Origin of the sequence: Streptomyces sp. NPDC051172, assembly GCF_040682555.1 — a bacterium.
GTDB lineage: Bacteria > Actinomycetota > Actinomycetes > Streptomycetales > Streptomycetaceae > Streptomyces.
Window position 1 is genome coordinate 1 of the sequence record NZ_JBFBBE010000509.1, and the last position, 1012, is coordinate 1012.

Genomic DNA, 1012 nt, shown 5'->3' on the forward strand with positions numbered 1-1012 from the left:
CGACGTCCAGACTCAGGCGCACGGCGAGGTGGCTGCCCGCCAGCGCGGAGATCAGCGCGTGCGTGCTGGAGCTGGGCAGGCGCCGCCACCACAGCAGCAGACCCCACACGAGGGTCACCGCGCAGGACACGCCCACGGCCAGGGGGCCGATCTCGCTGCGCACCGCGGGCGAGGTGAAGTAGTGCACGCTCAGCGTGATGAGCCCGATGCCCAGCAGGGCGCCCACGGTGTTGACCGCCCCGGTCAGGAGGAGGGCCCCGCGCGGGGTCAGCGCCCGGTACCGGACAGGCAGCGCCGCGGCGTTGGGGGCGTCGCGGAACCCCATCAGCGCGCCGACGGCGCACAGCAGCACGAGGACGACGGCGAGCCCCGCGGTCACGGCGCCTCCACCGGCTCAGGACTCACGGACGAGCACCATGCCCAGGTCCATGTTCACGTGGGAGAGGGCCTCGAGCGCCGCGTGCAGCGCCCAGGCGACCTCGCGCTGGCGGTTGTAGTCGCGCTGCAGCAGGTCCATGCCGAGGTCGGCGAGCCACTCGACCATGATCCGCTCCGTGCGGCGGGAGGCGCGCAGCAGCTGCATCCACGTGGCCTCCAGGGCGTCGAGGTCGCGCATCTCGGCGGCGCTGCGGGCGAGCAGCTCGGCCTGCCGGCCCACGGTCTCGAGGACGTCGAGGGCGTGCGTCGGCAGCTCTTCGAGGTCGGCCCGTTGGATCAGCACGCCCGCCGACACGACGCGCCGGGTGGCCGCGTGCACGCCGCTGGCCAGCCGGTAGAGGTCCTGACGGGGCAGCGGAGTCACGTAGGCGCTGCGCAGCGCGGTGAGGAAGGCCATGAGGGTGGCGCTCGAGGACGAGTCGAGCTCCTCGAGCTCACGGGCGGCACGGTCCGCCTCGGGTCCGCGGGTCCCTGCGACCTGGGCCACCAGATGCACGGACCGGTGCAGGGCCTCGGCGAGGTCTGCCATGTGACGCAGCGCCGGGGTGTCGCGCGTGACGAGCCAGGGCATGCG

2 protein-coding genes are annotated in these 1012 nt (G+C 73.9%); both read right to left on the minus strand.

Translation table 11 applies throughout. From position 1 onward, the window contains the following. The coding region (locus AB0N07_RS52310) for an inorganic phosphate transporter (protein WP_365848209.1) at positions 1 to 379 on the minus strand (379 nt) is incomplete at its 3' end. A gap of 15 nt (positions 380 to 394) precedes the next feature. Beyond that, positions 395 to 1012: hypothetical protein (locus AB0N07_RS52315; protein WP_365848211.1), on the minus strand; the 618-nt coding region annotated here is incomplete at its 5' end.